Below are 21,791 nucleotides of genomic sequence, written 5' to 3'. Positions count from 1 at the left end.
TTTATTAAAATGATACGTTGATAGCGAATGTATATTGACTTGTTATAGGAAGTGAAACTCCTCCTGATCTGAAGAATTCTGGATCCTGCCCATTTAATTTTTTGTCAGAATAGATTAAAAGTGGATTGGTGCTAATTGCTTTTAAATTAAAAGTATTAAGTCCTAGTTTTTTCTTTAGATCTTTTGGAAATTCATAAGAGATTGATACGTTTTTCAATCGTACAAATGATCCATCAGCAACTCTTTCATCAGAGAAATTATAAGCATTATAAGCTCTTGTCAAATCTCTTGATTCAGCAGCATAATTTGCAATTAATCTTTTATCTGCAATAACGGGAATATTTGTAAATGCTTCGTCTCCTGGATTTATCCAACGGTTTGTAAATTCTTTTGTGAATACTGTTAAATCATCATATTGATCAGAATAGATAGGGTTTAAACGCACTTTGTTACCGCCAGCAGCAACTATGAATACATTTAAAGACCAGTTTTCATAAGTAAATGTATTTGATAAACCAGCTGACTTGTTTGGTTCGATTGAACCTTCATATTTCAAGTATTTTGTAACATTTTCTGAATCTTGAAAGTTAGCTCCAGCAATGTTATCTTCCTCACCGTCAGCCATAACAAACGTAGGTAATCCTTGATTGTTTAATCCTTTAAATTGGTAAGAGTACAATGCATTTCTAGGATGGCCTACTGTGTTCCCGCCTGTTCCATCAACAAGTCCTAATACACTTGGATTATTTTGTAATTTTACAATTTCTTGATTGTATACAGAGAAATTGAAAGTTGTTGACCATTTTAATTTTGTATTGTTGAGGTTTTTAGTTGTTAATGACAATTCAATACCTTTTGTTTCCATGTCAGCGTTGTTTCCTTGCTTGATTTTTTGTCCTCCAATACCTGAAGTTGTAACAAAATCAACTAAATCAAAAGCTTTACGGCTATAAACATCTGTGGTAAATTGAACGCGATTGTCAAATAAGCCTAAATCCAAACCAATGTTAGTTTCAAATTGTTTTTCCCATGTTAAATCACCATTTTGTAATTCATCGATATTTAAACCGGATTCTCTATCCCCTAAATTTAAACGATTAGTGATAAAACTTTTATAAATAGCTAATGAGTTAGTTGCTGGTCCAGCTGTAGCAGTCAAACCGTATGAACCTCTTAAACTTAGATTAGTGATAGTATTTGCATTTTTCATGAAGTCTTCCTCCATAATATTCCATTTACTACTTACTGTATAGGTAGGTAACCATCTAGATGAACCGCTTCTTCCTTGTCTATTAGATCCATCATAACGACCGGTAACTGATCCAGTATAACGACGATCATATGTATAACCAACTTTTCCAAAGAAACCAACAGTTCTTTCTCTTTCTTCATTAAATCCAAAATAGGATTCTCCACCATTAATTAATTTTTCTAAAAGGCGAGGGTCTGTAAAAGCAGTTAAACCTTTGTCATATTGTAAACCAAATGCAGTAAAGTTATCACTACTCCTGTCAACAGATCTTAATTCCTGACCAAATAATCCTTCTAATTCGTGCTTGTCTTGGAATGTGTTTTTATAGCTAAAACTATTTCTAATATTATAAGAAGTCAATTCATTAGAAAATTTTCTTAAAATACCACCATTTGGAAGTACAGCCACTTTTGGAGCGGTTAGGTTATCTGGATCTTGGTATAAAAAGATATTTTGATCTCTAACAATTGTAGTTTCTTGTGCATTATAAGCACCTACAATATTTGAGTTCTCTAATATGTTGTGTTCTCTTGTAGTATTTGCATAACGTGCATTAGCCGTAAGGTTGTACGTTAAATTAGGATTGATTTTATACGCTAAGTCAGCTTGAAAACGGATGTCCTTAACTTTGATTTCCATATAGTTATTTTCAAGCTCATTAAGAATGTTTATAGGAGCCCAGTTATTTCGGTAGTATTCTAGGTTTCCATTATCATCATAAGGTCTTAAAGCTCTATTTGTATTTAATACATAATTAAATGGATTGATATCAAAATCTCTGGTTGTACTACCACTTACTCCATCTTTAAGACTGTCATAACTTCCAGGAGCTCCCTGATCTCTTATTGATGCTTGGGTTGAAAGTGTTAAATTAAGTTTGTCATTGATAAAGAAAGTATTCTTTATGTTAGAAGTAAGCTGGCTTACATTATCTGCCAAAGTCCATCCCGGATCTGAATAATAACCTAAAGAAGCATAAAATGTATTGTTTTTACCACCACCTGAAAAACTTAGAGAATGATTTTGAGTAATAGAAGGTCTAAATAAGGCTTTAAACCAATCGGTGTTTGCAAGTTCATATTTTCTTAAAAAAGTATTTCTACTCGGAGTATCGTTTTTTACACCAAATGTTCCTGAAGTTTGATCATAGGTGTTTATTGCATTTGCAAGAATATTGTATACTCCTCCATAACGACCTTGGGCAGTTGAAGGTAAATCAAGAAAACCTTTAGCTTCAATTTCTTTAAGAACACTCATGGTCTCCTGAGAATTCAAAATGTCGTACTGATTATATGTTGGGACGTTTCTTACAGTTTGTTCCAGTGAATAAGTAACACTTAATGGAGATTCTCTTCTACCTTGTTTAGTCGTAACTACAACTACACCATTCAAAGATCGCGAACCATAGATTGATGTAGCAGAAGCATCTTTCAAAATTTCAATACTCAAAACATCATTTGCATTCAATCCTGCTATTGATGAACTTAACAATGTCTCTGAATTTCCAGAAGCTAAATCAGCAAAAGAGAGGTTGACGATGTCTTCTTGAACAATACCATCAATTACCCATAAAGGTTTTGTATCACCAAAAATTGAAGAGGAACCACGTACAGTAATTTTAGGAGCTGCACCAAAAGATCCAGTAACATTTTGTACCGTCACACCAGCTGCTTTTCCTTCAATCATTCTACTGATATCAATGACTCCTTCTACTTTTAAATCTTTTTCAGATATTTTACTTATCGCACCGGTAAAAGTACGTTTTGAAGTTTTTTCATATCCTGTTGTAATAACAACTTCATTCAATTTTTGTCCAACTTCATTTAAAACAATAGTAAGTGGTGTATTTCCAGTAGTTACTTCTAAGGTCTCCATGCCAACGTAAGAAACAATTAATTTAGTTGCGTTTTGTGGCATATCGATAACGAAATTACCATCAAAATCGGTTAGAACAGCTATTTTGCTTCCTTTTACCATAACAGTAGCCCCAGGTAAAGGATTGCCTTTTTCATCAATTACTTTACCTCTAACAATTGTGGCTGCTAATAAACTTTCAAAAAGGGGAGTTTGATCCTCTATTGCGGAAAATCCTTCAATTTGATTATTCTTTTTTTGTAATACAATTTGATTGCTTACTTCGGAAAAGGTAATGTTAAATGGTTTTAAAATTCGATTCAGTATACTTGATAATTTTTCATCAATGGCGTCGATACTTACTTTTTTATTTTGTTGAGTAATTCGAGAATTATATGAAAACTTAATATTCGATGACTTTTGAAGCATCGACAAAGCATCGTCTAAACTGATGTTAGTAACTTCAATGGTCACTTTTGTATCTAATTTCCTTTGTCCTTTCACGCTATTGGCTAACGTTACACTTGAAAATACAAGTGCTAAGACTAATTGAAATAAAGTTATTTTCATAATTCGAAAGAGTAATCGTTGTTTGACAACAGGTTTTTTCATAATTTTGGGTTGTTTTGATAAATATTATTTATGGGTATTTTAAGAAACAGTACAAAATGCACTTTTCAGAGTGTACTTTGCTTTATTTATGGCGTCGAAATTGTTACAGCATTTTCGGCGCTTTTTTTAATTGTATTTTTTTTACATAGGCAATTTCACATTAGTTGCAACCATCAGAGGTAATGATGATTTGGTTTCCATTCATTTCATAACTGGTTTCATTTCCAATACTCTTACAAATAATCTTTAACTTTTCAGGTAACGGTTGGTCATTTAAGGATGTTGTAAGATGGCAATTTTTTAATTTTTCTACCGGAAAATCAATTTTAATTAAATAAGCTTGCTCGATAGTTTTGAATATTTGGCTAATTGGAATATCTGTGAATTCAAAACTTAATTGTTCAATATTACCCTCGTTTTGTATCAAATTTTTGTCTAGTGTAATGTCTGTTATTTTATTGAAAATCATTTTTTTACGTATAAATCTAAGGGCCTGATTGGGAAGTAAAACAATTTCTTTTTCTTTAGAATCTTTAATTAATTGACTCGACTTAACTTTTACCTTACCTGTACGAACAATAACTTCAACATTTGGTTGATCATTATACGCTTTTATTCTAAAACTTGTACCCACGACCTTAGTAACGATTTCATTTGCATAAACTAAAAATGGTTTTTTTGGGTTTTTACTTATTTCAAAAAATCCTTCACCTGATAGGTATACTTTTCGTTCATTTCCAGTAAATATTTTTGGATAACTCAACTTGCTGTCAGGTTTTAATAAAACGGAACTACCGTCAGATAAAGTTATGATTTGCGCCTTATTTGAGTTGTTAGTTTGCTCCACAAGACCTTCCCGATTTTCATTAATGAGTTCGTTGTAGGTGATGATGTTACTTTCAGGAACATAAAGACTGTTGTAGAACCAAGTTGATAAAAGAGCAAAAAGTAAAACAGCAGCAGCTATATTTACGCTATACTTTTTCAAAAGTTTTACTATACGAATTGTAGGATCTTCTTGCTTTTCTTTTTTATCAATTTTTGCCCAAGTGCTTTGTAATGCAGTTTTAATAACGATAGGCGATAGCAATGTTTCATTTACTTTCATAGCTAATATCCATAACCTAGCTTCCTCAACTAATTTTGCGCGTTTAGGATTTTCTAAGGTCCATTCTTCCCAACCTTGTTGGTCGTTTTTGAATCGAATCCATCTTTGGAATGATTCATTGGCTAAAAAATCCTCTATTTCTGTATAATTGTTTCGTTCTAGCATCAAAAAAGTGTTACAGATACATAGAGGACGGTTTTGTTAATATATACTCACTAAATTATGATTTTTTTTTGAGTTTGTTTAAAAAAACTAAAAAAGACTTGATGATAGTAAGAAAATAAGCGAAAGGTCTCCCTTCCATTCTTTACGAAGATTCAATACAGCACGATATAACAAATTGTTTGCTGATTGATAATTGACTTGGAGCATATCGGCAATTTGTTCAACACTAAGGCCCTGATGATAGCGAAGATACAAGGCTTCTTTTTGCCGAGCAGGTAAATTATTTAATAGCTCATTGAGATGTGAAACTTTCTCTTTCGTTACTTCATCAGAAATTAGTTGATGCTCAACAGAGAAATCAAAGAGAAATTCAATCGAGTCTATTGAAGTAGTTTTGCGAAAAATATGGTCCCGCTCTTGCAAACGAGCGATTCGCTTGCGAATACTTGATAGTAGATATGCTTTTACCACAACCGTATCATTTAGCGACTGTCTGTAAACCCAAACATCCGTAAATACATCTTGCACACAATCTTGTACTTTTTCAGGAAAAGGAGACAACGAATTTCCATACCGTACCAAATGTCCGTAGTATTTTTCAAAAAGTAATGAAAAAGCCTTTTCGTCACCCTCTTTTAGATTCCTCCAAAGAACAATGTCATCAAGAGTATCGATATATAATGTTTGACTTTTCATAATTTAGTGAGGATAGTTTAATTCTTTTCCGTGCAAATTGGTTGAAACACAATTCAATTGAGATTTTTATTAAAATATTTTTGACAAGAGCTGTACGAGTTAGCAAAAAAAAATTCAACATTCATCTGCGATAAATTGATGTTTAGAAAACTTTTTTCATTATCAGGGATGTTTAATTTAATAAACAGTCAAATTTTTTTTAACATTTTACTTAATTTTAACTTTATTATTTCGGGATTCATTCTTTCCGCTATTCTCATTTGCAATATTTTTGAAGGTCTGTTGCTAATGTTATTAATGCCTTTTTTTGCTAATTAGATCAACTTTTTAAATACTCAAAAACCTCCCGTTCTTTTACCTTATTAATACTAATCTTGCTAAACTTCTAAACGGAATTTTTTTATGTCCTAATTAAGTTTTTTGAATGCTTAACTTTATGGTATAAATTATTTAAACTCATATATTTCCAGAAGCAAAGAGAATGATTGTAGGATTAAATTCCTGTTTTTAATCTAATCTGAAGCAAATTTAAAATTGAATTGACGCCTTAATAATTTAATGTTTTATTAACAAACATAAGCAATTATATGTTAAAAATTATTCCTAATGGCTTAAAAACATAGAGAAATGCAACAATTTATGAATAGATGCATTTTTTTTTCGGTAAAATAAATTTTTAGAAGTTTAATTACTGATTTAATAATAGAAGTTTTTAAGGACTTCATTTTAAATGCATAATAGGAAAAAGTAGAGCTACAGATAGTTTTTCCCGACTATCAAGAATGATTGGTGGGATTCAATACTTAAACAAAATAGGAGTTTTTATTCGAATTTCCAGGCCTTTTGTTGTGCTGCACTCAGGAAAGTCCAAGCTACAATTCGGCTTGTTTTTTGGCCTTGAGCCATATCAATCGTTTTAATTTCGACAGCACTTACTTTGTTTAATGTTTTGTAAAGACTAGAAAGATTCTCTTTTTTTGACACCAAAGTGGTAAACCATAAACACTGCATCGGATATTTAGCACTTTCGTAAATCATTTGGGTAACAAAACCCAATTCTCCGCCTTCACACCACAATTCAGCGTTATGACCACCAAAATTTAAAACAGGTTTAGTTACTTTGCTCTTGGCGCTTCGAGATTCTAAATTATTGATTTTTCGAACCGAACTTTTCGTAGCTTCATCTTGTGAGGAATGAAAAGGAGGATTGCAAATAGTAAACGTAAATTTATCTTCGGGAGTGATTATGTTTTTGAAAATAAAACGCGATTCTGTCTGCTGTTGTAAACTGATGGCATCAATCAGTTTTGGGTTTTCTTCAATGATGGCGCTGCAGTTTTCAATTGCTTTTAAGTCAATATCGGTTCCTACAAAACTCCATCCGTAAGCTGAATTACCAATTATAGGATAAATACAATTTGCACCCACACCTATATCTAAACCCTGAACGGCTTCCCCTTCAGGAACGATTCCGTTATTACCTGAGGCTAATAAATCTGCTATATAATGAATGTAATCCGCTCTTCCCGGGATGGGCGGACAAAGATAATTTTTAGGAATATCCCAGTTTTGTATGTCATAATGGGATAACAATAATGCTTTGTTAAGCGACTTTACCGCATCGGGATTACTAAAATCAATGGTTTCTTCTAAAGCGTCGGGATTGTGCTTATTAGTAGAAATAAAAGGCTTTAATTCAGGAGATTTTTGAATTAGTTCCTCAAAATTATATCCAAATCTATCCAGATTTCTGGAATGTAAATTAGTCTTTTCGGTAATCGTTTTCGCTTTCATTTTCTTTATTTCGATGCAAATATAGTCATAACTATTTTGTAAAAGCGTTAAGAAGACTTTAAGCAATAAACAGATGGAAAATAAATCATAAAATTAGAACGTTGCGTTTTTTCCGAAACATAAAAACGGTTACTTTTATAAAAAATACTATCAGAATGACCTTTATGCCCGCTTCATTTCATTTCAAAAAGAGATACATAGTTTACAGTTTGATGTTTTTGTATATCGTAATTTGTCAATCTTGTATGACGATGCGTTTTTCAAATAAAGAAACAACAAAATTTTTTGGTGCATCTAAAACAGAATTTCAGGATAAAACAATTGCTTTTGAAGGCTATAAAATACATTATGTAGCAACGGGAAATGTGCAAAACCCGACTTTGTTTTTTGTGCATGGCTCGCCTGGTAGTTGGAATGCCTTCAAAGAATATCTTCAGGATACTTTGTTGCTTAAAAAATACCGAATGGTTGCTATTGACCGACCGGGTTTTGGATTCAGTGATTTTGGGGATGCTCAAAATTTAAAGGTACAATCTCAAAGAATAGCTGAGTTTATCAAAAAAATAGATAACAAAAAGCCGCTAATTTTAGTAGGACATTCCGTTGGCGGGCCAGTTGTAGCTCAGTTAGCTGTAAATAATCCGTCTTGGTACAAACGATTGGTGATACTGGCAGGATCATTAGACCCGAAAGCTGAAAACCCAGAGAAATGGAGAACTGTTATCATGGCTTCTCCTTTGCGTTATTTAATTCCCGGAGCATTAAGGCCTTCTAATGATGAGTTGTGGTGGCTCAAACAAGATTTGGTGGACTTAGAGCCAGAGCTGAAAAAGATTACTTGCGATGTTACCATTATCCATGGAACAAAAGATGCTTTGGTACCGTACAGTAATGTTGCCTTTATGCAAAAAAAGTTTGTCAATGCTAAATCAATCGACACAATATCGATTAAAGAAGCGAATCATTTTATTCCTTGGAGTCATTATGAGATTGTGAGAAATGCTTTGTTGACTATTCAATAAATTTTAATCCAAACATTCCATCATCAATAAATCACCTTCTTCATGTTCTATTGTTACGATTCCGTCTTTGATGACGTGATTGCTGCTTCCGGTTCTGTAACCAATGGTTAAACTGTCATCTTTCAACGGATAAAATAAATTATCGGAATGAATTCCAGTCACGTGACCGATTGGAATTAATGAAATAGGAGTGTTCGCCGTGTACCATTTTTCGAATTTCTTAGGCAATAAAAACACTTTCGAGTGATCGTCCAGAATAACAATCTTCAATAGATCTCTGTATCGTGTGATGTTGGTCAGATTGGTAATCGTATGATCGGCTCTACGTCCGGTTGCCCAAACGACGTTTACGGCAGGAATTTTTCTTTCGATTAAATAGTCAAAAGCCTTCTCTAAATCGGTTTTGTTTTGATCCGGCGTATGAATGATTTCTATGGGATATTGTGACGTTTTATAAATTTCAGGATCAAATCCTCTATCGAAATCTCCTAAAAGGACGTCGACTTTGATGTCTAATTCCATAACACGCACCATAGCCGAATCTAATACGACAACAAGCGGCGACCATTCCAATAATTGACCCAATAGTTCTGGATTGCAGGAAGCGCCATTGGCAATGATTAAAGCAGGTTCTTGGTCGTCGCGGACGATATGGTGTGAAGACATAATGAAGTATTAATTATAAATTGTGACGTAAAAGTAAATAAAAGTTCTTGTTTTATCTCTCACGTACTAGCCCGGATGGCAATGAAAACCAAAACAGGTTGTAAACTTTAGTTTTGCGGCAGTAGAACAGCGACCAAAGGAAGCTCCTTATACGGACTGGAAAACTGTTTAGAACCTGTTTTAGTTGTAATGAACAGCTGGATTAGCTCCAAATTATTCAATAATGTAATTTCTAACATCGACTTCGCTTAGGGAGAAATAGCCTAATGGATAATTTGCTGAATCAGTGGTATTGATGATATTTCCTCTTACGGTTGCTGGCGGTGATTGAAATGGTCCGCCACCACTATTTCCTGCAATACTTACCAAAACACTCATGTAATTGTAGTATGCTTTTGAAATTCCGTAGTGCGTTACTTCAATTTTATCGTCTTTTTTTAATTCGTCATTTTGAGAGATGCTGAAGAATTCATTTCCGTTGAAAAACTCATCCTGGTCTACATAAAAGTTTGATTTTACCTGGTTTGAATATACATATTTGTAAAGATAATAATTGGTTTCTCCCGCCGGATCTTGATAGAATGTCTTAATTTCAATGTCGGTTCCAGTGAAACCACCTTGATTGTTTTGAGCAATTTTTGTGATTGGCGTAACGGGTTTCAATGTTTCGGTAGCGGTGTAGGTATTGCCATTGCTGATGACTGTCAGTGTATAGGTTTCGTTGATTACCGGTATAAAAGTAGTACATGTATATTCGCCAGTACTCGCAATTTCGGAAAAATTAAAAACTACATTAGCGCTATTTTTTATGGAAACTGTGGCTCCGGAAACTTTTGGAATTTCTGTGTTGTAAAAACCGGTTGTAGTGGTTAGTTTTATTCTCTGTTGATTTCCGGTCGTTCCTTTTTTCCAATTGATAGCTGCTTCAATAACCAGTTTTGGTGCTGCATTATCTAAATCTACTTCGATAACATCTTCACAACTCGCCGAAAAAATAGCGATTAAAAGTACCAGATATAGTGTTATTTTTTTCATGATTTTATTTTTTATTTTGTGCTATTAATCGATGCTGCCTTTAAAACTTAAAGTTATAACTCACTGCTGGAACTACACCAAAAATCGAAGTTTTTACAGCTTCATTGCTTCCGGTATCTGTATTTTGTCTGAAATTGATGGAAGCCGCATTTTTCCGATTGTATAAATTATAGATACTAAAAACCCATTCGCCTTTCCATTCCCTATTTTTGTTTTTTGTTGGAGTCAAAGTAGCGGCAATATCTAAGTGATGGTAAGACGGAAGACGATTTTCATTTCTCAATCCGTAACTGGGAACATTGATTCCTAAGTAGTCATATTGCCCAACAGGATACGTTACTGGCTGTCCGGTTTGCAGGGCAAAATTAGCTCCAAAAGACCATTTCTCATTCAAATTATACGATGTGGTTACAGCAACATTATGCAATTTGTCGTATACTGAATTATACCATTGACCATTGTTGATTCCAGTTTCTACTGAAGTTCTTCCTGGAGTTTGTTGCTCGGATTTTGATAATGTATAGGAAATCCAGCCATTAAATTTTCCTTCGTTTTTTCGGAACATGATTTCTAAACCGTACGATCGTAATTGGCCGTTCAGGATTATTTGCTCGATGGCTTTATTGGCAATCAAATCAGCGCCGTCAATATAATCCAATCGGTTTTGTACTTCTTTGTAATAGGTTTCTACTTCAAGAGAATACATGTCATCGTTGAAGTTTTTAAAGTAACCCAAAGCAACCTGATCCGCAATTTGTGGTTTTATAAAACTATCACTTGGCGTCCAGATATCAAGCGGAGTAGGCGATGAGGTATTTGAAATCAGTTGTAAATACTGCACCATTCTGTTATAACTCGCTTTTATAGACTGCTCGTCATTGATTTGGTAGGCCAAAGAAAAACGCGGTTCCAAATAATTATAGCTTTTCATGACTTTATTTCTGTCGTAAAATTTAGTGCCTATTGGAGTTGCTTTTTCATAAATCTGTAAAGTGGAATTGAACGTGACAGGATTATTGTCGGCATAAATATTCACGGTAGATTGTCCTAAACGGTAAAACATACTGTAACGAAGTCCATAAGAAAGCGCTATTCTATCGGAGATTTCGTGATCAGCGTTAATGTAAACTGCAGGTTCAAAAGCATATTTTTTATCCAATTGAGCAAAATTGATACCGGAGTTCTCATCAGATGGTTTGATGGTTCCCGGATTAAACTCGTAGTAAATTCCGTTTATCCCGTAATTTAATTTGAATTTATCCGAAATATAATTCTTGAAATCGTATTTAATATTGTAGTTTCTAATGCCGGAATCCCATTTGAAACCCACAAAATCTAGGTCCAAACCGTAATAATAATCACTGTAAATAAGTGATAAATTCGAAAACAACTTTTCAGAAAACAGGTGATTCCAACGCAAGTTTAAAGTCGCATTTCCATAAATATTGGTAAAACTTTTATTCAGACTGAAAACATCACGACCAAAATAACCCGATAAATAAAGACTGTTGTTAGTATCCAATTTATAACTCAACTTGGTATTCAAATCATAAAAATAAGCAGAGTTGTTTTTTTGTTCTTCGGAAAGTTTTAGGAATAAATGCGCGTAGGAACTTCTACCGCCAATAAGGAACGATCCTTTGTCTTTTACCAATGGTCCTTCGGCCAAAATGCGGCTGGAAATCAATCCGATTCCGCCATTAACATGAAAACTTTTGCTATTACCGTCCTTTTGATAAATATCTAAAACAGAAGACGCTCTTCCGCCGTAGCGAGCCGGAATTCCGCCTTTGTATAATTTTAAATCTTTGATTGCATCCGGATTAAAAACAGAGAAAAATCCAAAAACATGCGAGGAATTAAAAATAGTCGCTTCGTCCAATAAAATTAAATTCTGATCCGCTCCGCCACCACGAACATTGAAACCGGAGGCGCCTTCGCCAGCATTTGTAACTCCGGGAAGTAACAAAATAGATTTTAAAACATCCACTTCACCCAGCACAACTGGCATTTTTTTGATAGCTGAAATGGAGAGTTTATTTACGCTCATTTCTGGTTTTTTGATGTCTATTTTTGTTTTATTATCAGTAATGATGACTTCTTGTAAAGCGGTTTCATTACTGAATAAATTAAAATTGTTTTTTATATTTTGGTTTAGAGATATCGATTCGGAAATGGTTAGATAACCCAAATAACTTATTTGAACCGTATAATTTCCTTTTGGTATCGTAATGGAGTAAAATCCGTATTCATTGGTGGTTACGCCAGTTTTTAACTCTGGAATCACGACGTTGACACCTATTAAAGTTTCATTGCTGTTGGCGTCAATAATAGTTCCGCTTAGTGTAAATTTCTCTTGCCCGAAAGAGGAGAGCGCGGACAGTAATACAACTAAAAAGGTAATAATTTTCTTTGGAGTCATTGTTTAAATTTTATCGAAATGAAAAAACGCAAAGTACAATAAATTGAATAGCAATTGTCATATAACAAGTGTTAAGGTATTGCTAATATAAAAAAAAGACAACCGTTTCGGGTTGTCTTTTAAATATAGTTAATAACTTGATTAAGCGATTTTTGCCAATATAGTATTGAAAGTTTCGCTAGGACGCATTGCTTTGCTTGTTGCTTCAGGATTTGGTTGGTAATGTCCACCAATGTCTTGAGGTTTTCCTTGAGCTGCAATCAATTCGGCATTAATTTTCGCTTCGTTTGCTGCAAATTCTGCTGCAATAGGAGTGAAGATAGCTTTTAAAGCAGGCTCTTTATCTTGCGCTGCCAAAGCTTCCGCCCAGTACATTGCTAAGTAAAAATGAGAACCTCGGTTATCAATTCCTCCTAGTTTACGCGCTGGAGATTTATCAGTTGCTAAGAATTTCTCCGTTGCAACATCAAGAGTTTCTGCTAAAACAATAGCTTTAGAATTGTTTAAAGTTTGTCCTAAATGTTCCAATGACGCACCCAAAGCCAAGAACTCACCAAGAGAATCCCAACGTAAATAACCTTCAGCCGTAAATTGCTCCACGTGTTTAGGAGCTGATCCACCTGCACCAGTTTCAAATAAACCACCGCCGTTCATTAATGGAACAATAGATAGCATTTTTGCTGATGTTCCCACTTCTAAAATTGGGAATAAGTCGGTTAAGTAATCACGTAATACGTTTCCTGTTACAGAAATAGTGTCTAATCCTTTGATTATTCGTTCCAATGTGAAGTTTGTAGCTTCAATAGGATTCAAGATTTGGATATCTAAACCAGTTGTATCATGATCTTTTAAATATCTAGTAACTTTTTCTATAAGTTCTCTATCGTGTGCTCTATTATTATCCAACCAGAAAATAGCAGGAGTATTAGATAAACGTGCTCTGTTTACAGCTAATTTAACCCAGTCTTGAATCGGAGCATCTTTTGCCTGACACATTCTGAAAATATCTTTTGCTTCAACAGCTTGTTCCATCAAAACGTTTCCGTTTGTATCTACCACACGCACTACACCGTCAGCAGTCATTTGGAATGTTTTGTCATGAGAACCATATTCTTCTGCTTTTTGAGCCATCAAACCTACATTAGGAACACTTCCCATGGTTGTTGGGTCAAAAGCACCATGTTTTTTACAAAAATCAATAGTTGCTGTATAAACACCTGCATAACATCTGTCCGGTATCATGGCTACAGTATCTTGTAGTTTACCTTCTTTATTGTACATCTGTCCTGAAGTACGGATCATTGCTGGCATAGAAGCATCTACAATCACATCCGAAGGAACATGAAGATTTGTTATTCCTTTTTCAGAATTTACCATGGCTAATGCCGGACCATTTTCAATTGCTTGGTTTAATGCCGCTTCTACTTCAGCTTGCATCGGATGTCCTGCAATTTTTGCATATACATCACCCAAACCATTTCTGGTGTCAATGTTCAATTCATTAAATAAGGCAGCGTATTTCTCGAAAACAGCTGCAAAATATACTTCTACAATTGCTCCAAAAATAATTGGATCTGAAACTTTCATCATTGTCGCTTTCAGGTGAACTGAAAGTAGTACGTTTAATTTTTTTGCTTCAGCAATTGTTTTGGCAACAAAAGCTTTTAAGGCGTTCAGATTCATTACTGAACTATCAATTATTTCGCCCACTTTTAGTGGAGTACTTGCTTTTAAAACGGTAGTTGAACCATCTTTAGCTACGAATTCGATTTTTACATCGGTTGCGTCAGCAACAGTAACTGATTTTTCACTTCCGTAAAAATCACCACTTTCCATAAAAGCTACGTGTGTTTTTGAGTCAGCAGACCAAGCTCCCATAGAGTGTGGGTTTGCTTTAGCGTAATTTTTTACTGCTTTTGGTGCTCTACGATCAGAATTTCCTTCACGTAAAACAGGATTCACTGCTGAACCTAATATTTTTGAGTATTTAGCTTTGATAGCTGTTTCCGCTTCGTTTTGTGGCTCTTCAGGGAAGTTTGGTAAATTATAGCCATGAGATTGTAATTCAGCAATAGCAGATTTTAATTGAGGAACTGACGCCGATACATTTGGTAATTTTATGATATTAGCCTCTGGAGTTGTTGCTAAAGTTCCAAGTTCTAGTAAAGCATCTCCTGTTTTTTGATCTTCGGATAAGAACTCCGGGAAATTTGCTAAAATTCTTCCGGCTAAAGAAATGTCTCTAGTTTCAATTTCAATGTCAGAAGTTGATGTAAATGCTTGTACAATAGGTAAAAATGAATATGTTGCCAATAAAGGCGCCTCATCAGTAAGTGTGTAAAAAATTTTTGATTTCTGTGTCATTTTTTTATTTTTATAATCGAATCAAGTTAAATGTAGCTTACATAAGGTATTTCACTTAAAATAAGGCGGACAAATATATGAAAATCAGATGTAATAGAAGGTGGATTTTGCACAGAAAAATACGAATTTTAAGATTACTAACTTGTTATTCTTATATTGTTAGTTTTAGGGGTTCAATAATCCTAAATTATTAATTTATAAGGAAAATAGTAAACAAAAAAAAGTCCCAACACTGTTGGGACTTTTATAGTAAAGAGATATTTGACTATCTTCTTTTGTCTTTAATCTTAGCTTTTTTACCAGTAAGTTCTCTGAAGTAGAAAATTCTAGCTCTACGAACTGCACCTTTTTTGTTGATTTCAATTTTTTGTAAAGCTGGTAAGTTTACTGGGAAGATACGCTCTACTCCAATAGCACCTGACATTTTACGAATTGTGAAAGTTTCTGTATTAGCAGAACCTCTTCTTTGAATAACAACTCCTTTAAAAAACTGTGTTCTAGTTTTTTCACCCTCTCTAATTTCGTAGTAAACGGTGATAGTATCTCCAGCTGCAAAAACTGGGAATTCTTTTCTTGTTACGAATTCGTCTTGAACGAATTTCATTAAATCTGCCATGATATTTTTTAATTATGGGTTGCATTAAATCAACATTCACGGATCTCGCCAGAGGTTAAACTAATGTGGGCGCAAAAGTAGATAAAAAAGTTTAAAGTTTAAAGTTTTTCTTGTTTAAAGTTTAGAAGTTCTTGAATACCAACTTTAAACAAGAAAAACTTTAAACTTTAAACAAACTTTTAATCTTCAAGCAAATCCGGTCTTCTATTCTTTGTGTGTTCGTAGGCCATATCCTCACGCCATTTATCAATTTTGGCAAAATTCCCGCTGGTCAAAACCTCCGGAACTTTCCATCCGTTGTAATCCGCAGGGCGAGTGTAAATAGGTCCCGACAATAATCCATCCTGAAAACTATCCGTCAGTGCTGAGGTTTCGTCACTCAAAACGCCAGGAATCAGTCGGATCAAGGCATCCGATAATACCAAAGCTCCTAACTCACCACCAGACAAAACATAATCACCAATAGAGATTTCTTTCGTGATAAAATGGTCGCGTACGCGTTGATCCACACCTTTATAATGTCCGCAAAGGATAATAATATTCTCATACATTGACATCGTATTCGCCATTTTCTGATTCAGGGTTTCCCCGTCTGGCGACATATAAATGATTTCGTCGTAGGTTCTTTCGCTTTTCAAATGCGTAATGCAGGCATCAATAGGTTGTACCGTCATTACCATACCAGCACCACCGCCATAAGGATAATCATCCACACTTTTCTGTCTGTTGGTCGTATAGTCCCGCAGATTATGAAAATGAACTTCCACCAATCCTTTGTCAATAGCACGTTTCATAATCGAAGCCTCAAACGGACTTCGCAATAATTCTGGGAGAACAGTAACAATATCAATGCGCATAATTTCTTTTATAAGTTTCAATCCCGAGGATTCGGGAGCAAAGGTACAAAGATGCTGAGGTTTTCAAATAACCAAATACCCAATTCAACGATTAAACTTTTCTTCAGGAGCTATTTCCAGCTTTACACGCTATCTTTTCTTGCTTAAAGAAATCAAGAAAAGGATGTTGTTTCAATCTGGGCTAGGGTTTAGTTGAATTAAAACTTTTTACTTATTATAAAGACTTTGCGAGATAGCACCACTAACAAAACTGCTATGACTGATGTAGAGGTTTGTTTTGTTTTAGCAAATCCTAAAGTATTCTAAATTGTATTGATTTACAACTTTTTATTTCTGAATTTTGATATTCAATGAAAGATGATGAAAAATAAAATTCGAGTTTTAGGAAGTATATCACTGCTCTCTGCAAGTCTGTTGATTATGAATTCCTGCAGCTCTATACCTAAGGGCGCTATGGTAATTCAAGATTTTGAAAAAGATAAATACTTAGGCAACTGGTACGAAATTGCACGGCTAGATTTTATTTTTGAAAAAAATTTGAACAATACAACAGCAGAATATTCATTAAACGAGAATGGAACCATAAAGGTGGTAAATAGAGGGTATAATTACATAAAGAACAATTATGTAGCATCAACAGGTAAAGTGAAGTTTGCAGGTGATTCAAAGGAAGGAAAATTAAAAGTTTCTTTTTTTGGACCATTTTATTCGGGATACAACATTATTGGACTTGATTCAGACTATAAATATGCTTTGGTTGCAGGGAAAAGTCTGAAGTATTTGTGGTTGCTTTCGCGGGATAAAACAATGCCACAAGAGGTAAAAGAAGCGTATTTAAAAACGGCGAAAGATCTTGGTTACAATACTTCCGAACTCATTTGGGTAAAACACGATTAGTTTCTACAAATAGAAGAGTGAATTATTTACAGTCTTTTTTTGCCAAAATGGCTCAGCACAATCACTAAAAAATGGTCTTCAATTAAGTGAATCGATTTAATGAGAATTTTCAAATTGTCTAATTTAATTCGTAAATTTGCGCTTTAACAAAAATTAAAAAAAATGGAAAACGGAATATATGCTAAATTCAACACCACAAAAGGTGCTATTTTAGTAAAACTAACACACGATTTGACTCCTGGAACTGTTGGGAACTTCGTAGGATTGGCTGAAGGAAACTTGGAAAACAAAGTAAAACCGCAAGGGGTTAAATTTTATGACGGGTTAAAATTCCACAGAGTAATTCCTAACTTTATGATTCAAGGTGGTTGTCCGCAAGGAACTGGAACTGGAGATCCAGGATATAAATTTGATGATGAATTTCACCCAAGTTTGAAACACAATCGTCCGGGCGTTTTGGCAATGGCCAACTCAGGACCTGGAACCAACGGTTCTCAATTTTACATCACGCATATTCCAACGGATTGGTTGGATAACAAACATACTGTTTTTGGCCATGTTGTCGAAGGTCAGGATGTGGTAGATGCTGTAGAGCAAGGAGATGTTTTAGAGTCTTTGGAAATCATCAGAGAAGGTGAAGAAGCTAAAAATTGGAATGCAATTGAAGCTTTCATCACTTTTAAAGGATCTCGTAACAAACGTGATGCAGCTCTTAAAGCAGAAGTGGAAGCAGCTATGGAAAAATTAGCAGCTGGTTTTGAAAAAACAGAAAGTGGTTTGCGTTACCAATTTATCCAAAGAGGTGAAGGTAAAAAAGCAGAAAGCGGAAAAACAGTGTCTGTTCATTATGAAGGTTCATTAGAGAACGGTAAAGTTTTTGATTCATCGTATCCAAGAAAAAAACCAATCGAATTCAGATTGGGTCAAGGTCAGGTTATCGAAGGTTGGGATGAAGGAATTGCGTTGTTGCGAGTAGGTGACAAAGCACGTTTCGTGATTCCATCGGATTTAGGATATGGATCTCGTGGTGCAGGAGGAGCAATTCCACCTAACGCTACTTTGATTTTTGATGTAGAATTAATGGAAGTTAAATAGTTTAAACTATTCAAAGTCCTTATAAAATTAAAAAACCCAAAACGTAAGTTTTGGGTTTTTTTGTGGATTAAATTAAAGCTGTAGCCATTTTAAAATAAAATGTGCTACTTACTTATGAATTTAAAAATTCAACTAAATCTTTGTTTAATTTATCTTTTTCAATGTAAAATAACCCGTGTGGTGCTCCTTCATAGACGATAAATTTATTATCCGGAATTAATTTCGCAGCAATTTCAGACGTAATTTCAATGGGAACAGTTTTGTCTTCATCCCCATGAATAATCAAGGTAGGAACATTTACAGATGCCATTTCTGAGCGAAAATCGGTTGTTGAAAATGATACGGCACATTCCAAAGTTGCACGAGGTGACGCAAAAGAACACAACATTCTATAATAATCCAATAATGGAGTACTGATTGGCTTACTGATGAAACTCACGCCGAAAAATGTTTTTCCAAAATTATCCAGAAAACCAATTCGGTCGGCTTTAATTTGTTCCGCCATTCCGTCGTATTTCTCTTGTGGAACTCCGTTTGGATTTGAATCTGTTTGTAATTGAAAAGGGGTTACCGATGCAATAAGAACCGCCTTTGAAATTCCTTTACCACCATGACGACTGAAATAACGAACTACTTCTCCGCCACCCATCGAAAATCCAACGAGCGCTGCATCATCTAAATCTAAATGTTCAATAATGGCTTTCAAATCGTCAGCCAAAGTATTGTAATCATAGCCATCCCAAGGTTGTGATGATTTCCCAAAACCTCTACGGTCATAGGTAATAACTCTACAGTTATTCTGTATTAAAGCATCAATTTGGTATTCCCACATTTCATTCGATAATGGCCAACCATGAATAAGAATTACGGGTTTTCCTTGACCATAATCTTTCACGTATAATTTTACGTTAGGCGCTGTCTCAATGTACAAGTCTATACCAGAATTACTTTCTTTGCGCATTTTGCTGTCATTCATTTGACTCATTTCCATAATAATTACTATTTAAAAGATGAATTTTAGTATTCGCCTTTTGTAAAATTATAACTATTTCACACAGAAAGTTTTACAGAATTAGTTTAAATAGTTGTAACTTTATTTGTTTTTGAAAATAAAAAGGGAGGGTTTTTGCTTAACGAAAAAAAACACCTTCATAAAATGAGGTGTTTAAAAAAGGTTATAATTAGTCGTTTGCAGTATTAGTTACGGTAATTATTTTTAAATTTTTAATGCCGGCAGGCAATTGCCATTCCACTTCGTCATTTTCTTTAAATCCAATTATAGCTACGGATAAAGGAGCCAAAATAGAAACTTTTCCATCTTTTATATTGGATTGTGAAGGCATAACAATTTGAATATTCATTTGCTGTTTTGTCTTGATGTCTTTGACTGTTACATGAGAATTCATTCGAATAATTGACTCGTCAAGAACACCTTCTTTTTTGATGATTGCGCGATCTAATTCTTGTGTAAGTAAGGCAATCTCTCTAATATTTGTGCTGTCTTTTGCATTTTTTACTAATTTGCGAAGAATGTTATAATCGGTAATTGTTAAAACTGGAATTGGTTTCATATCGATTTAATTTAAGTTTATTTTTTCGGTTTTAGCTTTATTTTTAAAATCATTAAAAAATAGTGATGTAAAACTTTCATTCGTTTTATGGTCAATTCTGCGGTAAAAAACATCTGGAGTAATAGCTTTTGGAGAATCAAATCCACAAGCTCCAATGAATTCGGCAAAAGCTTTTAGTGTGTTGTTGTGAAAATGAGCAACGCGAACACTTTTTTCGGTAATATCTAATCCTTTGTATAATGCTTTATCTTGGGTTGCAATACCTACAGGACATTTACCACTGTCGCATTGCAACGCTTGAATACAACCTAATGCAAACATCATTCCTCGTGCGCTGTAACATGCATCGGCACCAAGTGAAATCGCTTTGGCGATATCAAAACCAGTAATGATTTTTCCAGAAGCCATAATTTTAATTTGATCTCTGAGTTCAAATTGTTGCAAGGTTTTGGAAACAAAAATCAAAGCATCCGAAAGTGCCATTCCCATATAATCAATAAATTCTAAAGGTGCTGCTCCAGTTCCTCCCTCTGCTCCGTCAACGGTTATAAAATCAGGTATAATTCCTGTTTCTTTCATGGCTTTAATGATGTCAATAAATTCATCTTGGCGACCAATACAAATTTTGAATCCAACAGGTTTTCCATTTGACAAGTGTCTTAATCTCTTCAAAAAAAGCAATAATTCAGTGCTATTTGAAAAAGCAGTGTGTCCCGCAGGAGAATGTACTGCAATGTGAGGCTGGATATTTCTAATTTTAGCAATTTCAGGCGTGTTTTTTTCACCGGGTAATAATCCTCCATGCCCGGGTTTTGCTCCTTGCGAGAGTTTCAACTCAATCATTTTAACTTGTGGAAAGTTGGCTTTTTCTGTAAATAATTCTTCCGAAAAAGTACCATCATCTTTTCTGCATCCAAAATATCCTGTTCCGATTTGCCAAATTAAATCACCGCCTTCTAAGTGAAAATCGCTGATTCCTCCTTCGCCTGTGTTATGCGCAAATCCACCTTTTTGAGCTCCTTTATTCAAAGAAGAAATAGCAGTTTTGCTCAATGCGCCATAACTCATGGCGCTAATGTTATAAATACTGGCGCTATACGGTTGCAAACACTTGCTGTTGCCTACTGTGGTCCTGAAAAATTGTTTGTCGGCTCTTTTTGGATAAATAGAATGCGCCGCCCATTCATAACCAATTCTGTTTGGATCATCCTGCATTCCGAAAGAGATAGTTTGCTTTACATTTTTGGCTCTTTGATAAACGATTGTGCGTTGTCTGCGATTAAATGGCTTTCCGTCTAATTCGCCTTCAAAAAAATATTGACGCATTTCCGGACGAAAAGATTCTAGGAAATACCTGAATCGACCCACAATTGGGTAATTTTTTTTAACGGTATGCTTGGATTGAAAAGTATCTGAAATTAGTAAATAGACTAATAAAAGTGGAACAGCCAAAAATAAATAATCAAGATAATCGAAATAAATTAATACACTGCTGATTACTAGAAACGAAAGGGTAGACGCCCAAATAATTTGGTGCGCTGCTAATTTTTTTAAAAACATGTTTTAAAATTATATTGAATTTTAAAAAGAGAACTTTTAAAATTTCAGATTAAATAAATGGTGTAAAGAAAAACCTTCGTCTCGAAGTAGTAGTTTGTTGTTATATAGACGAAGGTCTAATCAACAAAGGCTTTTGAATGCGAAAACTTAGCACCAAGCACGAAAATCTCTTTAAAAAGAGAGGTGCAAGTTGGTGTTGTATTTG

Annotated in this window: 16 protein-coding genes; 3 read left to right on the top strand and 13 right to left on the bottom strand. The window is 34.4% G+C overall.

The window, feature by feature from the left end:
* Nucleotides 1–4: 4 nt before the first annotated feature.
* From DR871_RS15815 to rlmF, 4 genes are all read right to left on the bottom strand, one after another.
* Nucleotides 5–3,718: a SusC/RagA family TonB-linked outer membrane protein gene (locus tag DR871_RS15815; protein ID WP_113667067.1), complete on the bottom strand. Its 3,714-nt coding sequence runs from the start codon at nt 3,716–3,718 to the stop codon at nt 5–7.
* A gap of 160 nt (nt 3,719–3,878) precedes the next feature.
* The gene (locus DR871_RS15810) at nt 3,879–4,991 is read right to left on the bottom strand and encodes a FecR family protein (protein ID WP_113667068.1); all 1,113 of its coding nucleotides are present in this window, start codon (nt 4,989–4,991) and stop codon (nt 3,879–3,881) included.
* A gap of 87 nt (nt 4,992–5,078) precedes the next feature.
* Entirely contained in the window at nt 5,079–5,687 is a 609-nt protein-coding gene (locus DR871_RS15805) for an RNA polymerase sigma factor (RefSeq protein ID WP_113667069.1), read from the bottom strand.
* Between the two features lie 822 nt (nt 5,688–6,509).
* Nucleotides 6,510–7,481, bottom strand: coding sequence for a 23S rRNA (adenine(1618)-N(6))-methyltransferase RlmF (gene rlmF, locus DR871_RS15800; protein ID WP_113667070.1), 972 nt, complete (start codon nt 7,479–7,481; stop codon nt 6,510–6,512).
* A 155-nt stretch (nt 7,482–7,636) separates the two neighbouring features.
* On the opposite strand from rlmF, the gene DR871_RS15795 reads away from it, so the two are divergent.
* Nucleotides 7,637–8,503 (top strand): alpha/beta fold hydrolase, encoded by an 867-nt coding sequence (locus tag DR871_RS15795; protein WP_113667071.1) that lies wholly within the window; start codon nt 7,637–7,639, stop codon nt 8,501–8,503.
* A gap of 3 nt (nt 8,504–8,506) precedes the next feature.
* On the opposite strand, the gene DR871_RS15790 is transcribed toward DR871_RS15795, so the two are convergent.
* The 6 genes from DR871_RS15790 to trmD form a co-directional block, all read right to left on the bottom strand.
* Nucleotides 8,507–9,169: a thiamine diphosphokinase gene (locus tag DR871_RS15790; protein ID WP_113667072.1), complete on the bottom strand. Its 663-nt coding sequence runs from the start codon at nt 9,167–9,169 to the stop codon at nt 8,507–8,509.
* Between the two features lie 213 nt (nt 9,170–9,382).
* Nucleotides 9,383–10,204: a DUF4249 domain-containing protein gene (locus tag DR871_RS15785; RefSeq protein WP_113667073.1), complete on the bottom strand. Its 822-nt coding sequence runs from the start codon at nt 10,202–10,204 to the stop codon at nt 9,383–9,385.
* Nucleotides 10,205–10,244: 40 nt separating this feature from the next.
* Nucleotides 10,245–12,626, bottom strand: coding sequence for a TonB-dependent receptor (locus tag DR871_RS15780; protein WP_113667074.1), 2,382 nt, complete (start codon nt 12,624–12,626; stop codon nt 10,245–10,247).
* 141 nt (nt 12,627–12,767) lie between these two features.
* Nucleotides 12,768–14,990 carry an NADP-dependent isocitrate dehydrogenase gene (locus DR871_RS15775; protein WP_113667075.1) on the bottom strand — a complete coding sequence of 741 codons (2,223 nt, stop codon included), beginning with the start codon at nt 14,988–14,990 and terminating at the stop codon, nt 12,768–12,770.
* 265 nt (nt 14,991–15,255) lie between these two features.
* Nucleotides 15,256–15,606 carry a 50S ribosomal protein L19 gene (rplS, locus tag DR871_RS15770; RefSeq protein WP_073354306.1) on the bottom strand — a complete coding sequence of 117 codons (351 nt, stop codon included), beginning with the start codon at nt 15,604–15,606 and terminating at the stop codon, nt 15,256–15,258.
* Nucleotides 15,607–15,785: 179 nt separating this feature from the next.
* The gene (gene trmD, locus DR871_RS15765) at nt 15,786–16,463 is read right to left on the bottom strand and encodes a tRNA (guanosine(37)-N1)-methyltransferase TrmD (RefSeq protein ID WP_091166587.1); all 678 of its coding nucleotides are present in this window, start codon (nt 16,461–16,463) and stop codon (nt 15,786–15,788) included.
* Between the two features lie 360 nt (nt 16,464–16,823).
* Here trmD and DR871_RS15760 point away from each other — a divergent pair, with 360 nt between their 5' ends.
* Both DR871_RS15760 and DR871_RS15755 read left to right on the top strand, forming a co-directional pair.
* A complete protein-coding gene (locus tag DR871_RS15760) occupies nt 16,824–17,360 on the top strand; it encodes a lipocalin family protein (RefSeq protein ID WP_113667076.1) in 537 nt (178 codons plus the stop codon).
* Nucleotides 17,361–17,522: 162 nt separating this feature from the next.
* Complete coding sequence (locus tag DR871_RS15755) at nt 17,523–18,455, top strand: peptidylprolyl isomerase (protein ID WP_113667077.1); 933 nt, start codon at nt 17,523–17,525, stop codon at nt 18,453–18,455.
* 112 nt (nt 18,456–18,567) lie between these two features.
* Here DR871_RS15755 and DR871_RS15750 read toward each other — a convergent pair whose 3' ends face one another.
* From DR871_RS15750 to DR871_RS15740, 3 genes are all read right to left on the bottom strand, one after another.
* Nucleotides 18,568–19,446, bottom strand: coding sequence for an alpha/beta fold hydrolase (locus DR871_RS15750; protein WP_113667078.1), 879 nt, complete (start codon nt 19,444–19,446; stop codon nt 18,568–18,570).
* Nucleotides 19,447–19,636: 190 nt separating this feature from the next.
* Nucleotides 19,637–20,026: a GreA/GreB family elongation factor gene (locus DR871_RS15745; protein WP_113667079.1), complete on the bottom strand. Its 390-nt coding sequence runs from the start codon at nt 20,024–20,026 to the stop codon at nt 19,637–19,639.
* A gap of 6 nt (nt 20,027–20,032) precedes the next feature.
* The gene (locus DR871_RS15740; RefSeq protein WP_113667080.1) at nt 20,033–21,586 is read right to left on the bottom strand and encodes an FMN-binding glutamate synthase family protein; all 1,554 of its coding nucleotides are present in this window, start codon (nt 21,584–21,586) and stop codon (nt 20,033–20,035) included.
* Between the last annotated feature and the right edge of the window lie 205 nt (nt 21,587–21,791).

This window comes from Flavobacterium petrolei (assembly GCF_003314435.2).
In the GTDB taxonomy this organism is placed as follows: domain Bacteria; phylum Bacteroidota; class Bacteroidia; order Flavobacteriales; family Flavobacteriaceae; genus Flavobacterium; species Flavobacterium petrolei.
The sequence above is the reverse complement of the archived record's forward strand: the minus strand, read 5'-3'. Positions and strand labels throughout refer to the sequence as shown.